We start from the raw sequence: 17,857 nt of genomic DNA, 5'->3' as shown, positions 1-17,857 counted from the left end.
ATAATTTTTGTGAATTTAATATTCATTATGTGAATTTTGTCCGTTAGCAATACTTTTTGCACCTGATGTACCTATTCTTTTAACCCCCAATTGAATCATCTTAACCGCTTCTTCATACGTTCTTACGCCTCCTGCAGCTTTCACCGGAAGGGGCGATGCATTTTCGAGCATCATCATTATTGAAGGAATAGTGGCGCCATTTGGCAAATTATTTTCTGTTTTATAAAATCCAGTCGAGGACTTCACAAAAACCGATGCGAAAAGCTCTTGTTTAAAATTAGAAACGATTACATTTTTTATCAAACTTGACAACTGGATAATTTCCTTATCACTTAAAGCCGCCACTTCAATAATCCACTTTACTACCTTATTATTATCTAAACCCAATTGAGTACATTTCAGAATTTCTTCTTTCACCAAAGCTATTTCTCCTCTTTTAAAAGCTTCATAATTGCACACAAAATCTAAATCATCAGCACCATCATGTATCGCCTGAAGAGCTTCGCTAAGTTTATTTTCTAATGAAGATTTCCCTTCCGGAAAATCAATTACAGTTCCTATTGCCACAACTGAATTTGCCTCTAGTATCATTTTTTTTGCCAAAGAAACCATATTAGGACGAATCATAATAAGCTTAAAATGCTCCTCGATTGCTTCTTGGATAAATCCTTTGACAACCAAAGTATTTTCTTTTTCGCTGAGTCCCGCTTGTTCTGCCGTTTTTAAATAGGTAGAATCTAAATATTGCTTGATATTCATGCGCTTTGATTTCTTAATTAGAGTAGATTATCACGCACAAAAATACATTTTATATGCACATAAGTTTACTATAAAATTTCACTATTTTGTATTTTTAACGCTAGAACTGAAGTTTTTACATGCTTTTTAAAAAAAGACAAACTAAACTAAATAAACATTCGTGTTTCTGAATGCTATAAAATAAAAAAGTCCCACCAAAGTGGGACTCTATTTAAATTGAATTTTATGTGAATTTTGTTTTCAAATCAAATAAAATAATAACTGCTACTCCTAAAATTGCACCAGATAAATTTGCTAAAACATCAAATACATCTGCATGCCTGGTAGTGGTAAATAATTCTTGAGCTATTTCAATACCTATTCCAAAAAAAACAGAAAACAGCAAAGAAATTAGTATGGGTTTTAAACTGTTTATCGCATTTGTATATTTTTGAACAAACAAAAAACAAAGTATCGTTAAAACAAAATGAAAAAAGACATGCACTAATTTATCCAGATTTGAAACCTCTCCCAGCGGAACATTATTCAGCTGAATCAAACAAAAAAAAGCAATAACTCCAGCCCATAATAAAGCGGCCAAAAAATATATTTGTTTAGGCACCAATAAGTTCTTTGTAAGAATCACTAGATAATAAATCATCTACTTCTGCCATATTTGCAATTTTTATCTTGATCATCCATCCAGCTCCATAAGGATCAGAATTAACACTTTCAGGAGTACTTTCAAGAGCATCATTGAATGCAATAATTTCACCTGTTAATGGCAGGAACAAATCAGAAACAGTTTTAACTGCTTCCACTGTACCAAAAACCTCATCTTTGTCTAAAGTCTGGTCTAAAGTTTCAACTTCAACATATACGATATCTCCTAATTCTTTTTGTGCAAAATCAGTGATTCCTACAGTTGCAGTATCGCCATCAATACTAACCCATTCGTGATCTTTAGTGTACTTTAAATTTACTGGTATGTTCATATAAATTGTAATTGATAATTATTTATTGATAATTTAAATTTTATGCCACAAATGTAATAATCTTCTATTCAAAATTGTTCCCTTTTAGAAAAATTAATTCCCAAAATTATAACGAAGTGTGATTCCGGAACGAACATTTGTCAACGGAAAAGAAGTAGATATTACTGCTTTTGAAAAAGAGTGATCATAATAGAAAATAGCCGTTAGGTTTTTACTAAAAGCATAATCTGCTTTAACTGTCAAAGACCATATATTTTGTCCTCCAGCCAATTGATTGTTGTCATAATCTAAATATCTAACAATCGTTTGATTGTTTCTATAAGTCACATCTGCTTTTAAATTGATGTCACTTTTTATTATTCCTGTTGGATTATCTGCCAGTCTGGAAGAGAAAATTACGTCTTTGAAACGATAACCCAATCCTACCACATATTCTATTCCTTTAACTTCTGTCAACAAATTATTATCAAAACTCATGGATAATGCTCTGTCTTTTTTAATTTCGGCCAATACTTTTAAGGAACTTTTCAATTCAAAATCCATTCGCAACAACGGATTAAATTGTTCAACCAAGTTTATATTTGACATTATCGTTTGATTGAAAAAATTACCACTCGCATCCTTTCCTTCTGGATCTTTGTCGTATTCAAAATTTGATCTAAACGCATTTATCGTATAAGAAGCCCTGTAATTATGCTGCAAAGAGAAACGTTTGAAATTCTTTTTAAATAGTCCATAACGCATCAAACCATTGTATTTTATCGACCAGTTTGGAATTGGGAAACTTCTAAAAATCCCAAGAGAAACATCTGAAGCATTTCCGCCTGAGTAAGCTGCTAAAAACGCAGGCAACAATACTGCCTGATTGTTTTTTCCATAACCTATCGGAAATCCATCTGGGTCCAAATTACCCGGATTAGTAATGTCAATTCCTCGTTGTGTAGCTAATCGATTGGCTACCGTAAGTCTGTTCATTCTAAAATCATCAAATGCAACCGATGAATTTTCATCACTAGTCGAAAACGACGTTTTTATCAACACCGTAGAAATTGAAAAAATACCTGTATCATATGGAGATCTAGGGTTATAAACCCCGTCAATAACATCATACTGTTCCGAAGAATTTTCAGAATAAGCACGATCTAATGACAAATCAATTTTTAAATCCGGCAGCAAATCTACATTTGCGGTCGCTTTAAATAATTTATTGGTTACCTGAGAAAAATTTTGGTTAAAATCAGGATAGTTCGTTAACCAACCATTTTTGGCAGCTTCATATCTCACATCGTCTTGTGCTCCAAAAATAAATCCTAACGACGGTCTTGACGAACCTAGAAACCCTACACTTGGCGTATATCCAGGTAAAACCGTACCGCTGTTATAGGTATAATTCATTTGGATGTTTTTAATACTGGTTAAAACTCCAATAAAACCATCTACAAATTCATTATTTTTTGGTACTTGATTAGCATTTGTATTTACTATTTTTTCACCTGGTTTTGGAGCGGTTGTTTTAGGTTTTGGAACTGTTTTATTTGCATTTTTTGTTAGCCCTAAATATTTATACAACATATCCATATTTAAAGTTGCATTCAAATTATTTGAACTCGCATTTTGAACCGTATTCCCTAAATTATAACTGTTTCCATCAATTTCTATTTGAGACAATGCATTAGAAGTACGTTGCCAGCTATAGTCTCCAGTATAAGAATAATTAGCTTTGACAAAACTAAATAATGGAATTTTATTGATTGGAATTTCATAATTCACAACCAATTGCTGCATGTGCTGATTTGGATCTCCAATATCCCAATAACTATCCCAGATTGTAAAAGTTTCGATAGGTTCATTGTCTTCATTCAAATAATTTTTTACAATATTACTGGAAGAAGCCGTATAGTTTAATTTTAAAGATTTAGTCAAATTAAAATTAAATCCATATTGATAATTGAACGCAAAATTTCTTCGATACAAAGGATCTAACCCAATTCCTTCCACATCTACCTGTCTAAATTGCTGACGGTTGTATTGTCTGATGATATTGGTATTAAACGATATATTAGAAGGCAAATAATTAAAATTGAAATCGCTTAACAATTTCCAATAATTACTTTTTTTCATGAATTTTGTCTTCTTGAAAGGCTCTACTGATTTTGGTTTAAAAGTATAGGCATAGTCCACCGATGTATTTACCTGCTGGTCTACATAATCTTCAATTTCAAAATCATGTCTTTCCACTTCATTAAATGACTGAGAAAAAGTAAAATTCTCCGGGTCGTACACATGCTGTTTTTGTTCTGGGCTTCGGTCTTTTCTAACCCCAATGAAGTTTATACTTTTACGTTTTGTATAATCAATAGCTCTTTTTTCGATGTTGTCTTTTTCGTTCTGATCAGCTGTATTAGCAAGCAATTGTTTTAGCTTGATATCTTGATTAAAAGGATCATATTCCGGAGTTATGGTTTCTTCGCCAATAGCATAATTGAAAGGCAGATTAATTTGCCATTTTGGAGGCAATAATTTACCAAGATTCACATTAGTCACAATACTATATTGTTCTGTATCCTCACGGTTTCTTTCATTTGGTCCTTGTTCTAAAGTTCCAAAACCAATAGTACTCTTTTTACCTGAAGCAGAAACTGTAGCAAAATCAGCTAAATTTGTATCAACATTCAGTACAGCTGCCATCCCGCCTTGATTATCCATATCCGCTAAGCGCAGTTCATTAAACCAAACTTCTCCTTTGATATCATTTCGGGATTCGTTGTTTTTTAGACCAACCATCAGCGTTCGCACTAATCCAAAATTAGGATTCCCTTTTATACCCAATCGTAATCTATCACTTCCGTCACCTTCCGTATTTGCCGGATCATTATCCGGATAATAAATACCATCCAATGGCAATGTACTAGGATTAATACTCATTGCGAGAATTTTCAATTTTGTCAATAAAGCCAATGACAAATCAATCTCATTTTCTTCTGGCCAAACTTCCTCGGCGCTCAAAGGAGAACAATCTGTATTTGAAGCAGAAGTTGGACTCGTCACTTTTAAAGGAATTTCAATTTGATAGAAATTTTGAGTAAAGTCATTTCCAAAACGGATGAATCCAACCATTTGATTGTCTTGCAGCACAACTTCATTTGGCAATGATTCTGCGTGTAAAAACATTTTCAGTTTCTTGAATTGACGCATGTCTATACTTACATTTTTAAAAACTGCTCTGGAATCTTCTGGTTCTAATCCGTTTCCGGATACTCTCAATGCTAACGACTGCTCATTTTGATTGATAACTGTATTATTGTTGTATAATTGCTCCCTTTGCACTCCTGGAGGAACAATATAATTTATTGGACATCTCTCATTATTTTCTTGAACATTAACCGCTAAAACATCTAGATTAGTATCATCATCAGCAACATTAGTATCATTAAAATCAAGCGTATTGGTATAGCGTCTCCATTCTCCTCGCACCAAATCCAACGCACCAAAACGAACGGTTACTTCTTCACTAAAACCTGTCATAAACATTCTCATAAAACGAATCGATCTAAAATCAGAAATATTTCCTATCGTGTTTTCGGGTTGTGAAACCGGTATTTTAAACTGCAGCCATCTCGCATCAGTAGTTGAACCATCTGGCAAAGTCACTTGGGTATTTCTTATATCAGTAATATAATTTTCCCCTACATTCATGTTTGGCTGTACATCAATACTATATTCGTAATACGCACTAATTGTGTTCATGGTATTATCCCTGTTGATATCCTCTACATCAGGAACAGTTGTTGATCCTCTGTTTGGGTCACTAATATCAACTGCAGAGTTTCCATCAGTACCGTTATACATTTTATATCGGTCCAAAATCCCTCCGGAAGCATTCAAATAAAACGTATAATCATCTGCCGCAGGATCTAACTCTGAGGCAAAATTTGTATATACAGCTCCTTCATTGCCATTAGCCAAACCATCCAAACCAATATCTTGATTCGTTCTGTTTGCTACATTAGTGTCAAAAGCATAAATTAGTGATTGTGAAGCCGGAACATCTCCCCATAATGGCTGTGGATTTACCAATATCTGATCAGGCCCAAGTCCGTTTTCATATTGTTTTCTTCCATCTTTCAAAACATCTTCAGATATTTCACCTAAATTGAAATAAATTTTTCCCGTATTAGATTGTTGCACCTGACCGTTTCCTACATAAGGATCTAGTACCCAAAACTGAATATATTCAACATTTCCTTGTTCGAAATTAGTCGAATTTAATGATCGCATAATTCCTCCAAAATTATCTCTTGGATTTGTAGCCGAATTCAAACTGTTATTATACGGACCTCTATCAGAAGGATAATAACTTAAATCCAATGTATTTATAACCTGAGACTGTCCTTGTGCAATATCTGTCAAAGGATACAATTCCTCACTAAAAATTCTTCTGGTATTGTTGAAGGATAAATCTTGATTTGAAATTCCTGCTGGCTTTTGAGTATAAAAAATAGGATCAATAGAATACCAAGCTAGTTTGGCTCTTTTAAATCCATAACTCAAATCATTTGCATTCGCATTGAAATCATACGTGCTCATGGTATTTCTTTCCGGTGTTGATGACAGACTCCAAGCATACGGTGAACGCATATCAATAGTAGACTGTGAACCTTCAAAATCATCTACATAAATGGTAGACTCACCCTGAAACTGATCTGCTTTTGGAGTGTCAGGTTTCAAAAAAGCAATTTCTCCTCTTACAGAAAGATTAGATGGCACATCAGTATCTACATTTGGTAATTTATTGACCAATCGAGTCAAGAAAGGAACTTCGGTTGAAAAATTAGTATTGAAACCAAAAATAGTATTGTTAACTGATTCCTGACCAAAGCTTGATTTTTGAGTAAATGGTCTTTCTGTCATCTTAAGGAAAGTTCCCCCAATCAAGAAATTTTCCGAAATTTTATGTTCCACATTTACACCCATAAATCTTCTGGTTTGTAAACCAAAAACGGAATTATTTTCCAATGACACTTCGATAGGTGTATTAGAAGCTTGAAGTGACGGATCTAAAATTTGAACTCTTCCCAATTGATAATTTACACTATAATCAATTCCTTCAACTAAAACTCTACCTGCAGCAGTAACCACAACAGAACCTTGCGGCACATTTAAAGCACCAATAGGTATTCCGTCTCCACCAGATGATTTATATTTTCCTCTTAATAAAAATTTATTTTTATCGCTGTCCTGTAAAGCTCCAGATTGTGTGTTTCGGTACATACTGCGAAACACATATTTCTTTTGATTTTCATTATAAGAACCGGTATTGTTATAACTTTCTCCTCCAGTTGACAATTTCGAAAACAATAATTCTCCAAATGGTTCTTTAGTAGTAAAAATAATTCTTCCGTACTGGGCATCCATCGTTAAGCCGGGCATAAAATCAAAAAAACCATCACCTCCAGCTTGAGGATCATTGTTATAATTTAATTTATCCAAGTTAAATACTTTTAACAAAGGCGTTTCGGCAACTTCATTTTGAGGCAATGGATTCGGCGGAAAAGGACTTCCCGGAACTTCCGTAATATAATTTAAAGGAGATGGATCTGTGTAAAGAATATTAAATCTAAAATCTTCTTGTTTTACTTGATAAGCACCCGGAATCTGATAGATGTTTTTCATCATCAAGTTCCAAACAGGATTTTTAACATTGGTCAAATTACTTTTCAGCATTTTCAAAATCAAACTTTGAGAAATAATGGCTTGATTTGAAGGACTGTTTCCTGTAACTACTGTTGCATCAACTCCGTCATTACCAAATTCCCCCACTTGATACACTTGATCGCCAATTGTATATTGATAAGCAACTGCCAAAACCTCATCATTAGCCAATCTTTGTTGCAATGAAATATAACCTAATTGTGGGTTGTACGTATATTCATTTGGATTCAGCTTTCGAGCATTTTCTAATTTAGAATAATCCTGTCCTTCGCTTACAGTAACATTAAAACCTGAGTTTGAAGTTACAATTTCACGAATATTTGGATTCAATAAACCACCACCTGCTTGTATTAATTCAGGATTGTAGGCATTGTTTTTATTATCTGTTGGAGTATCCGGTCCTGCAATAAAAAAAGGAGGACTGGAAGGAATAGGATCCAAAACAACTACTTCATTATCCGTCAGACCATTTAATTGTCCTTCCCCTAAATCCTGAAGTGCAATAATATTTCTGAGGTTATTGTTAGTAGCGACTACCCTATTTTGTTTGTTGGTTACCCAAATTTCAAGTCGGGTAATTTGAACCCTACTGTCTATAAATGGATAATTTACTAATGATTTATCGTATCTGTTTCTAAAGTATTGGGATAAGAAAAAGTGCCTGTCATTATCATAATCCAATGCAAACATGTCAAAATCTTGAATTGTCCCTCCGCCTTGAGCGATTAAACTTTTCGTTTGTGATTTTTGCTCAGAAAAAACTCCTGTAATGGTCGTTTTTCCAAATTGCAATTGTGTTTTTACACCAAATAAACTTTGTGCGCCTCGAATCAAAGAACTGTTCAAAGGCATACTTACATTTCCTACTTCAATTTTTTGGATGATATCGTCTTCTGAGGGCGCATATTCCAACTTCATTAAGTTTTGAAAAGCAAATGTTGATTGCGTATCGTAGTTAGCGTTTACATTAAGTCTTGTCCCCACTTTTCCCATCAAACTCATACTTATCCTTTGATCAAAATCAAAAGAAAGATTGGACCTATTTCTAGGTGAAAAAGAGGGATTATCTTGTTTTGTATAACGCATTCCCAAATCCATTTCTATGGATCCGGTCGGTTTTACATCAATGGTATTACTTCCAAAAATAGATTCAAAAAGCCCTGATTTCACGTAATATCTTGGCAATAAATCTTTTTTTGCTTCTTCGCTGCCTTCTTTTTTTCCTTCAATAGCATCCACCTTTTTTTTGAAGTAATCGCGCATGGATTCTTTCAAAACCAATTTTTCGTATTCTTTTGGTGTCAATATAATAGGATAATTGATAGAGAATCCATCAACAGAATTTGTGTAAATATACCTGTCTGTTATAGGGTCATAGGTATAGGCTGAGAGAATACTCTTTGGGTTTTTCATCTGGACTTTTCCAATAGAAAATCCAGTTTTAACGGTATCCTGAGCTGCTTGATTTACTTGGGCTTGCGATGCAAAACCACAGAATAATACAAGCAAAAAAGTACAAATTTTATGCATACAACTCGTGTTACTTGAATACCTCTATAGGTTTTTTAAAGCTTTCTTGATGATTGATTCCACAGAAGCCTCTGGGTCTTCTTTGACAATCTTTTCTACCACTCTTTCTGAAGATTTTCGTAAAAACCCCAAAACTTCCAAAGCTGATAACGCCTCATCTCGATTTGTATTGCTTTGCGACATAGAAACTTCATCTAAATCATACAATTTTAATACTTTGTCTTTCAAATCCAGTATTACTCTTTGCGCTGTTTTGCTCCCTATCCCTTTTATAGATTGAATGGTTACCACATCACCAGATGCAATTGCATTCGTAATTTGTTTTGGGTCTAATGAAGAAAGCATTGTTCGTGCTATACTTGCCCCTATTCCGGAGACGGATAATAACATCTTGAAAATCTCTCTTTCTGACTTTTCCACAAAACCAAAAAGTGTATGCGCATCCTCTTTTATTTGAAGATGCGTATATACTTTTATAAAATCCGTATTTGGAAGCAAAGAATATGTATGTAAAGAAATATTTACATGATAACCAACTCCTCCACAATCAATAATTATATGCGTGGGCGATTTCTCTACTAATTTTCCTTGTAAATGTGCTATCATTAATTCTTAAATATAGCACCAAATATAATAAAATTAGCACATAATTTTATCATATTCATCAATTTAACTTCGCTTATAATTTATAGCTTATTAAACTAAATTAAATTTGCTTTTTTCTTTCCTTTTTCCTGCGCATCTATCACCGCAATTGCCGCCATGTTGACCATTTCCTCAACACTTGCACCTAATTGAAATATGTGAACTGGTTTTCCCATTCCTAACATGATAGGTCCTATTGAGTCTACTTTATTCAATTCTTTCAATAATTTATAGGTGATATTAGCTGATTCTAAATTAGGAAAAATCAAAGTGTTTACTTTCTTTCCTGCCAACTTAGAAAAAGGGAATTTTTCTTTTAACATTTCAGGATTCAATGCAAAATCTGCTTGAAGTTCACCATCAATAATCATATCAGGATGATTTTTATGCAAATAAGCTACCGCTTCTCTAACCTTTCCTGCGCTTTCATTTGTTGATGATCCAAAATTAGAAAATGATATCATTGCAATTACTGGCTCAACACCAAACATTTTAGCTGTTTTTGCAGTCATAATAGCAATTTTAGCTAAATCATCCGCAGATGGATTAATGTTTATTGCGGTATCCGATAAAAACATTGGCCCACGAGCCGTCATCATCATATTTGTAGTAGCCACAATTGAGGCTCCATGCGCTTTTTCAATAAGCTGTAACATTGGTTTCACCACAGATGGGTAACTTCTGGAATGTCCTGTAACTAAAGCATCTGCTTCCCCTTCATTGACCATCATTGCTGCAAAATAGTTTCTTTCGCGCATTAATTTTTGTGCGTCCAAAAAGGAAATACCGCGTCTTTGTCTGGAAGACCAATAGGTATTTGCAAACTTATTTCTACGCGCCTCCTCTTCTTTAATTTTAGGATCTATAATTTGAACATCGGCATCAAAACCAATTTCTTCTTTTAATTCTAAAATAATTTCTTTGTTCCCTAATAAAATTGGGAAACCGATACCTTCTTCCAATACAATTTGAGCTGCTTTAAGAACATCTAAATGATCTGCTTCAGCAAAAACAATTTTCTTAGGATCCATCTTAGCTCTGTTTGTAATCAAACGAACCATTTTATTATCATTCCCTAAACGGTCTAATAATTCTTCTTCGTATTTTTTCCAATCCGTAATAGGATTCAATGCCACACCAGAGTCCATAGCAGCTTTTGCAACAGCAGGCGCAACAATAGTTATTAATCGTGGATCAAATGGTTTTGGGATAATATATTCTCTTCCAAAGTTTAATTTTGTAGCTCCGTAAGCAATATTTACTTGTTCAGGCACTGATTCTTTAGTCAATAAAGCCAATGCTTTAACGGCTGCCATTTTCATGGCTTCATTTATCTTGGTTGCACGAACATCTAATGCGCCTCTAAAAATATAAGGGAATCCAAGAACGTTATTCACCTGATTAGGAAAATCAGAACGTCCTGTTGCCATAATAACATCTTTACGAGTTGCAATAGCCAAATTATAATCTATTTCCGGATCTGGGTTTGCCATCGCAAAAACGATAGGATTATCTGCCATTCCAAGTAACATTTGCGGAGACATAATTCCTCCTGTGGAAAGACCTAAAAAGATATCAGCACCAACTAATGCTTCTTCAAGACTCATTGGTTTAATATCTTTGGCATATTTTTGTTGTAAAAGAGACAAAGAAGGATTGTCTTTTGTCAAAACTCCTTTACTGTTAAACATTAATATATTCTCCACTTTTACTCCTAATAAAACGTACAAATCGGCACAAGCCAAAGCAGCAGAACCTGCTCCTGAAACGACCATTTTTACATCTTCTGCATTTTTATCTGCTAATTCTAATGCGTTCAACAATGCCGCCGATGATATGATGGCAGTACCGTGCTGATCATCGTGCATTACAGGAATATTCAACTCTTCGACCAATCGTCTTTCAATTTCGAAAGATTCTGGTGCTTTAATATCTTCCAGATTAATACCACCAAAAGTTGGTGCTATATTTTTAACCGTTTGAATGAATTCTTCAATATCTTTTGTTCCAATTTCGATGTCAAATACATCAATATCAGCAAAAATCTTAAACAACAATCCTTTCCCTTCCATTACTGGTTTTGATGCTTCGGGACCAATGTCACCCAATCCTAAAACTGCAGTTCCATTTGTGATTACGGCAACTAAATTTCCTTTTGCAGTATATTTATAAACGTTGTTTACATCTTTGGCAATTTCTAAACACGGCTCAGCTACACCAGGAGAATATGCCAAAGATAAATCTCTTTGTGTTGCATATTTCTTAGTGGGAACTACTTGAATTTTACCAGGAGTAGGCTTTGCGTGGTATAATAATGCTTCTCTTCTTTTGCTATTTTTGTCCATTGTTTTTAGATTTTATTCTAGCGTACAAAGATAGGGCTCTTGATTTAAAAAAAGAGGACTTTTCCCCCATTCTTTTGTATAAAAACAAGCGTATTTTGATTCCAAAAAAAAAGCTGCACTACCGGCAGCTTTTTATAATTATAACTTTTTTGATTCTTTTTATTGTGTAATATAAGAGTTTAAATGTTGAATGGTATCTTTTTGCATCTCGATTATGGCTTTTACAACGTCACTAATAGAGATAATCCCAATTACAATTTCATTTTCCAGAACTGGCAAATGTCGAACTCTTTTTGTACTCATTAATTCCATGCAGTACTCTAAATTATCCGATGGACTTACCGTTACCACATCTGTTTCCATGATTTCATGAACAAAGGCTTTCTTTGAAGATTTCGCTTTCAAAACAATTTTTCGAGCATAATCTCTTTCAGACAAAACCCCTTTGAGAACAGTATCTTCTATAATAAGAATTGCCCCGATGTTTTTTTCGCTCATCACTGTCAATGCTTCGTATACAGTGTTAGTGGAAAGTATGGAAAAAACTTCCTTTCCTTTAGTGCTTAAAATTTGATTAACTGTCATAATTGATTCATTTAGTGAATTATAAAGTTAAAAAAAATATACATTCAAATAACAAAAATATTTTTCAGTACTAAAATATGTCATCGGGAGAAATCAGTTCTCCTAATTTCTCTTTTAATTCCGCATTCAAAATTTGCAATCCATATTGATAGGACGCATTCACCCAGCCAAAACCTTCTTTTGCGATGTAATCAAATTCAGTCCCTACGTTTCCATATTCGGCAAAAACTTTATGTGAACTGATTTCCAAATCAAATTTTTCCGGAATCGTCCCATTATAATCGACCGCATTTCTGGTAATTAACCACAACCAACGGTAGACCATTTCTTGTGCTTTATCCAAATAATTGTACTTAATCAATCCTTCCCACAACAACATTTGGTGCGGTGCCCAACCAAATGGATAATCCCATTGTCGTTGAGGCGCTTCTTCTGGAGCATTAGCAATACTCGCCTTAGTACTTCCCGTAATTCCGCCTGTTTTCACAAATTGTGGCAAGGCTACCTCGACTAATTTTTTAGCCTGATTTTCATCACACAACCCAGCCCACAAAGGAAAAAATGTTGTTGCAGCTTCAAATGGAAATTGCTCATGGTTCACAAAATCATAATCGAAATACATGCTTGCTTTTTCGTTCCAGCACAATTCATTAATTTTATCTTTACGAAAAAGCGCTTTTTGCTCCCATTCTTCCGAAGTATGAGCTACACCACCAACTTGAAAACTGTTCCCGAAATAAGTAGCAATTAGATAAGCTACATCTTTTTCGTATTTATAAAGAAAACTGTTGACATCTACTGAATTCAAATTGGCGCACGTATTAATGAGTCGGTTAGTCGTGTCGTGTCCACTTTCTCTCATGCTTCGGTCGTGAACAAAATAGACATCCAGTTCAGCATCAACAAGCGTTCTCTGCAAATATTGTTTTTCGAATTCTCGAATAGGTAAATTATATTTTTTAGCATACGGTTCTAAAACATCATCAAAATGTCCCGGTTCCACCTCAAACGGCATTCCAATTCCATCAGCCTTATATCGATTTAAACCCGTTGGCATCAATCGGTTTCCTTGAACCATCCAAACCGTGTTGTATTCCAAAATAACCGTTTCCAAATGGCTTCTTAACCAGTCTAAACTTGGTATTTTCTTTTTGGCAATTTCTATTAGCAATGAGGAATACAACGGAGGTTGTGTTCTTGTCAAATAATAACTCCTATTCGCATTCAGAATTTTTCCGTAATGTATAATTTGGTATTTAAAATTTTCAGCAATCGCAATTGCTTTGTCTAATTGATTATCAATTAATAAGCCTACACCTATGAAATAACTGTCCCAACCATACATTTCGTTGAATCTTCCGCCAGGAACCACAAAGGGAACGCCTTGCAGACTGTATATTTTTTGTTCCAAAGCCAAAGCCAGAATTCCCGGTTTTTCATTTAAAGTTTCCAAATATTCCACCGAATAATTTTCTGGCAGAATTTCGACTTTAAAATTTGGCAATTGTTTTTCCAATTCCTGAAAATAAGTAACTCCCTGTTTGTCTTTGGCAGAAACATAGAGCGTAGCTACATCACTGGAGGTCTTTTCGTCTTCAATAATTTGTGTCAATCCTTTTTTATCAATAGTCCGAGTCAGTTCCTCCCAATAATCATCTTTGATTTTTCTTGAAATTCGTTGTACTGGATTCTCTTGAATGCGACTCAAATCAACTTCACCCATTCCTGAATTTGTGTCCTTAAGTTGGGCTAATTCCTGTAATAAATTTGACAAATGATACGTCCCGACAATCGCTTCCTGTTGTTTGGTAGTTTCGTCAACCAAAACAAATTTTTTAGGGCCATTATCATCTTTAGTGATTTTTTTGTCCTTATCTGTATCCTCTTGAAGCAATAGTTCCTGGAATACTTTGTCTATGTTCAGTAAGAATTTCATTGTTTAGCAGTAAGTTTTTTTAAAATAAAGAAAGAAACAAGCAATAACGACATTGGTATTAAAGTATAATAAAAGGCGTTTTCCGGCCCTTCGTTTTTAAATAAATAACCAATAACCCTGGAGCCCAAAGTTCCGCCAAGTGCAGAGAAAACTACAATTAAACCAGTCATCGAACTGTGCAGTTTTTTAGGCAAAGCACTTAAAACCACTGAATTTAAAAGCGGATAAATAGGCGCAATAAAAAGTCCTACCAATGGAAAAGCAAATCCTATTAAAGGAATATCGCCAAGCGAATTGATTTCTTTGACATCCAATCCAACCGTTTTAGGAAGTACAAAAACCACAATAAGCATAGCTGCTACAATACAAAAACTAAGTACCCAAATCCAATTGACTCTTTTAGTAATTACACCTGCTAAAAGACGTCCTACAGCTAATGAAATAGCCAAAATACTTGCCATCATAATGCTGATGTTCTCCGGTAGATGCAACACTTTACTATTGAAAGTAGGCAACCAAGACATAATTCCCTGCTCAATCATTACAAACAGGAACGCACTGATTACAAAAACTATGGTTAATAGTTTTGCAAATAATTTGAACATTTGTTTAAAGTCATCTGCTAAATCTACGCCCGGAATTTCGGTTTGATTTTCGAATTTGGTAAAAAATAAAAAACCAAAAGAGACTAACGAAATCGCAGCCAATAACCAATATACGTTCAACCAAGCATCTGGATCCGCATCTGAATTAAAAGCGGGAAACAAGAAATACGCTAATGCAATTCCTATCATAAACACACCTTCAATACTACTCATCAAACTATTGTGTTCCTGCTGATTCTCCGTTATTGTTCCAATAAGGGAATACACAGATACTTTTATCAATGCAAAAGAAACACCAACGGTAGCAAAAAGTAATTTGGCCGTTCCGAAAGAATTCCCAAAATACATACTAACGCAAGCCAGAGAAACCAAAGCCAAACCAATAAGCATAGCTCTCTTGTATCCTATTCTTGGCAAAAATGAAGCGATTAAAAACGAAACTATGGCGATGGGCAAATCCTTGAAAGCTTCCAGAACGCTGGCTTGCAATTCATCTACACCATAATTTTTTTGTGCCTTTAGTATCACAATTCCTACGCTGTTCAGCAGAATCGCAAATACAAAGTAATTGAGATACATGGCAATTTTAACCGTACTTTTTTTCATCTTTTACCTATTATTTGAGTTGAATTATTATTTGAATTTAAATTATAAATCGGTATTTAAATATTCTTGAATATCTATTCCTTCTGGCAATCTGCCAACATTCTGAAGTTTCAATACTGCTAATTTTTGTGCAATAGTTATCGTTTCTTCAAAGTTTTTATTTAATAATTGTGCGTATAAAAAACCCGTCCAAAAAGCATCTCCGGCTCCCGTTGTATCTTTGATATCTTCCACAGGCAATGCCTTTTGATGAAACATTCCATAATCAACATTCGACAAAACCACGCCGTCTTTTCCTTTTGTCAAGCAAATGGTTGAAGCTCCTAAACCATGAAAATATTCAAAAATAAAATCTTCGGTTTTTGCTTCTGCAAAAAGGCGGTAACAATCATCTTCGCTTAATTTCACTAATGGATTAGTCGACAGATACTCTTTCAAAACATGCTTCGCCTCTTCCCGGTTTGGCCAGATTCTCTCCGAAAAATTAATATCAATACTCGTTTGTAATCCTAACGCTTTGGCTCGTTTGGCACTTTCCACAATAGTTGTCCGAGCTGGATTTTTGCTTAAAGCAAAACAAGTCGTATGGAAAATTTTGGCGCTTTCCAGTAAATCATTTGGTATTTGACTTTCCTCAATTTGACAATCTGCTTCTCGATAAGGAATAAAATCAGGTGTACTGGTCGATTTAGAAACAAATATCACTGACGTCGGATGAGTTTCTGATTTTCTAATTTGCGATGTAATCACATGATTTGCCTTTAACTTCCTAACAATATATTCGCCTAAACCATCTTCCCCACAAGTGGCTACTAATACTGATTTCAGACCCAAACGCGTTGCATTTACGGCAACATTTGTTGGCGAACCTCCCAGAAAACGATGGTAATCTTTGGTTCTATTTATAGACGTATTCATTTCATGACCAATAAAATCAATCAACACTTCGCCAGCACATATTATGTCTATTGTCTTTTCCAATTAAACTAAAAATTTAAAATTTGTATGTAAACTTTGGTGTAACAGCACCGTTGCAGCACCACTCCATGCGCAAAAAGGAACGCCATTTGGGGCTTTGGTTTCACTGTTGAAATTTTCGTAGAAACTGAAATTTTCAATAGCGTTGGCTTCGTTTATTGCAGTTAAAAGCGCTGCTGCTTCCTTATTTTTCTCTTTCGAAAGCAAAGCCAATCCATAAAACCCATTGACCATGGACCAACTTCCTCCGTTATGAAACTCATTTGGGTAATTCCTAAACTCGTATTTGCAATTGTTTTTAAGCAAATTCCAGTCTAAATCGGTTTCTTTTATTGGTGGCCAAAAAGCTGGCAACAGCTGCAATTTCATTTCGTTTTTAAGTGCAATTGAATACTCTAAAATTGTATTTTGAAAACTTTCGGAACCAATGTTTAAATACAAAGCGAGCGAATTTGCAAAAGCATCAAACTGTGTTTTATATCCCGCCGGCGAAAATGAACACGGCATGTATTTTTGAATATTAACTTCATTATATGCTCGTTCGTGGTATTTCTCTCCAACAGAATTCGGAGTAAAATTAATTTCAAGTTGCTTTGTTATTGCAACAATTTTGGCAGCAATCAAATCGTCATGTGCAAAATGGTTGTAACTTTTTAAAGCCCAAATTCGGAGTAATTGATCGTACAAAACATAACCATCAGTGATGTATTCATCTGCCCAATTTCCTGATAATGGAACATATAAAAGCCCTTTATTGTTAAACTCCCAAGCCTCTAAAAGCGCAAAACACTTTTCAATTTCAGTATCGTATTTTGCAACGAAAGTGATATCTTTTGTATAATAAGCATATTGGCAAATTCCTATTACAAACCAAGTCACCGCATCTACTCTTCCTGCCAATCCGCCATAACTAACCTCAACTTGATCACCATTTGTCATCACATTTGATGGAATAGTCCCGTTTTGATGTTGATTATTGGCTAATGTTTCTAATGTTTTACGGAATGTTTCGATTAATTTTTCATCTCCCGAAGCCAAAGCCGCCAATCCACAAATCACACCATCCCGAGCCCACACTCTTTTATAGTTAGAAATGTTTTGGGCACTAGCTAAAAATCCTTCTGAAGAAGATACTTTCTCAAGCAACTCAATTGCTTTTCTATAATTTAAATCACTGTTCAT

The 17,857-nt window shown here is 34.6% G+C and carries 11 protein-coding genes; all 11 read right to left on the bottom strand.

All coding sequences use genetic code 11. The features are described from left to right. Positions 1-15 precede the first annotated feature (15 nt). Positions 16-759 carry a deoxyribose-phosphate aldolase gene (deoC, locus tag CLV00_RS06220; protein WP_099714317.1) on the bottom strand — a complete coding sequence of 248 codons (744 nt, stop codon included), beginning with the start codon at positions 757-759 and terminating at the stop codon, positions 16-18. Between the two features lie 223 nt (positions 760-982). Beyond that, the gene (locus CLV00_RS06215; protein ID WP_099716256.1) at positions 983-1,360 is read right to left on the bottom strand and encodes a VanZ family protein; all 378 of its coding nucleotides are present in this window, start codon (positions 1,358-1,360) and stop codon (positions 983-985) included. Then, positions 1,353-1,733, bottom strand: coding sequence for a glycine cleavage system protein GcvH (gcvH, locus tag CLV00_RS06210; RefSeq protein WP_099714316.1), 381 nt, complete (start codon positions 1,731-1,733; stop codon positions 1,353-1,355). Before gcvH ends, CLV00_RS06215 begins: the two co-directional genes overlap by 8 nt. Positions 1,734-1,826: 93 nt before the next feature. Continuing rightward, complete coding sequence (sprA, locus tag CLV00_RS06205) at positions 1,827-8,975, bottom strand: cell surface protein SprA (protein ID WP_099714315.1); 7,149 nt, start codon at positions 8,973-8,975, stop codon at positions 1,827-1,829. Between the two features lie 24 nt (positions 8,976-8,999). Then, positions 9,000-9,581 (bottom strand): Holliday junction branch migration protein RuvA, encoded by a 582-nt coding sequence (ruvA, locus tag CLV00_RS06200; RefSeq protein WP_099714314.1) that lies wholly within the window; start codon positions 9,579-9,581, stop codon positions 9,000-9,002. Between the two features lie 95 nt (positions 9,582-9,676). Further along, positions 9,677-11,965 (bottom strand): NADP-dependent malic enzyme, encoded by a 2,289-nt coding sequence (locus CLV00_RS06195; RefSeq protein ID WP_099714313.1) that lies wholly within the window; start codon positions 11,963-11,965, stop codon positions 9,677-9,679. A gap of 159 nt (positions 11,966-12,124) precedes the next feature. Next, positions 12,125-12,550 carry a CBS domain-containing protein gene (locus CLV00_RS06190; protein ID WP_099714312.1) on the bottom strand — a complete coding sequence of 142 codons (426 nt, stop codon included), beginning with the start codon at positions 12,548-12,550 and terminating at the stop codon, positions 12,125-12,127. Between the two features lie 70 nt (positions 12,551-12,620). Continuing rightward, positions 12,621-14,486, bottom strand: a complete 1,866-nt coding sequence (locus tag CLV00_RS06185) for a trehalase family glycosidase (RefSeq protein ID WP_099714311.1) — start codon at positions 14,484-14,486, stop codon at positions 12,621-12,623. Continuing rightward, on the bottom strand, positions 14,483-15,697 hold the full coding sequence (locus tag CLV00_RS06180) for a sugar MFS transporter (RefSeq protein ID WP_099714310.1): 1,215 nt from the start codon (positions 15,695-15,697) through the stop codon (positions 14,483-14,485). Before CLV00_RS06180 ends, CLV00_RS06185 begins: the two co-directional genes overlap by 4 nt. Positions 15,698-15,739: 42 nt before the next feature. After that, positions 15,740-16,678 (bottom strand): carbohydrate kinase family protein, encoded by a 939-nt coding sequence (locus tag CLV00_RS06175; protein ID WP_099714309.1) that lies wholly within the window; start codon positions 16,676-16,678, stop codon positions 15,740-15,742. Next, on the bottom strand, positions 16,679-17,857 hold the full coding sequence (locus CLV00_RS06170) for a glycoside hydrolase 100 family protein (protein WP_099714308.1): 1,179 nt from the start codon (positions 17,855-17,857) through the stop codon (positions 16,679-16,681). It lies immediately after the preceding gene.

The sequence above is a fragment of the Flavobacterium sp. 11 genome (assembly GCF_002754315.1).
Lineage (GTDB): Bacteria > Bacteroidota > Bacteroidia > Flavobacteriales > Flavobacteriaceae > Flavobacterium > Flavobacterium algoritolerans.
The sequence above is the reverse complement of the archived record's forward strand: the minus strand, read 5'-3'. Positions and strand labels throughout refer to the sequence as shown.

Coding starts and splice junctions, on each gene's coding strand:
- deoC (WP_099714317.1), bottom strand. CDS start 759: ATGAATATCAAGCAATATTTAGATTCTACCTATTTAAAAACGGCAGAA.
- gcvH (WP_099714316.1), bottom strand. CDS start 1,733: ATGAACATACCAGTAAATTTAAAGTACACTAAAGATCACGAATGGGTT.
- sprA (WP_099714315.1), bottom strand. CDS start 8,975: ATGCATAAAATTTGTACTTTTTTGCTTGTATTATTCTGTGGTTTTGCA.
- ruvA (WP_099714314.1), bottom strand. CDS start 9,581: ATGATAGCACATTTACAAGGAAAATTAGTAGAGAAATCGCCCACGCAT.
- CLV00_RS06195 (WP_099714313.1), bottom strand. CDS start 11,965: ATGGACAAAAATAGCAAAAGAAGAGAAGCATTATTATACCACGCAAAG.
- CLV00_RS06190 (WP_099714312.1), bottom strand. CDS start 12,550: ATGACAGTTAATCAAATTTTAAGCACTAAAGGAAAGGAAGTTTTTTCC.
- CLV00_RS06185 (WP_099714311.1), bottom strand. CDS start 14,486: ATGAAATTCTTACTGAACATAGACAAAGTATTCCAGGAACTATTGCTT.
- CLV00_RS06180 (WP_099714310.1), bottom strand. CDS start 15,697: ATGAAAAAAAGTACGGTTAAAATTGCCATGTATCTCAATTACTTTGTA.
- CLV00_RS06170 (WP_099714308.1), bottom strand. CDS start 17,857: ATGAACAGTGATTTAAATTATAGAAAAGCAATTGAGTTGCTTGAGAAA.